At 39.5% G+C, this 347-nt stretch carries 1 protein-coding gene; it reads right to left on the bottom strand.

Features of this window, described 5'->3' with window-relative positions:
• Positions 1-347 (bottom strand): transposase (locus tag GNY06_RS09625; protein ID WP_166519883.1); only part of this gene is annotated, 347 nt, incomplete at both ends.

Consider the following 347-nt stretch of genomic DNA (forward strand, 5'->3'; position numbering starts at 1 on the left):
CATGAATATTGGCAACACATACCATTACTGCTATTAGAAAGCCATTCTTGTCTACTACCACATGACGCTTTATACCTTGTATCTGCTTATTACCGTCTACTCCGTGAAGCCCTCTGTTATTACCCCAACGTACACTTTGACTATCCATAATCCCTAAACTAGCTTCAGCCTTTTGCCCCATTTTTACACGTACCCTCATGCGTAGTTTTTCCAAAATTAAATCGAAGTAACCTGCTTCTACCCAACGGATATAGTAATAATAAACCAATTGCCATTTCGGAAAGTTCTTTGGCAGCATACGCCATTGACAGCCTGTTTTTATCAGATACATTAACGCATTCCAAATC

It is taken from the genome of Elizabethkingia argenteiflava, assembly GCF_009904105.1.
Taxonomy (GTDB): domain Bacteria; phylum Bacteroidota; class Bacteroidia; order Flavobacteriales; family Weeksellaceae; genus Elizabethkingia; species Elizabethkingia argenteiflava.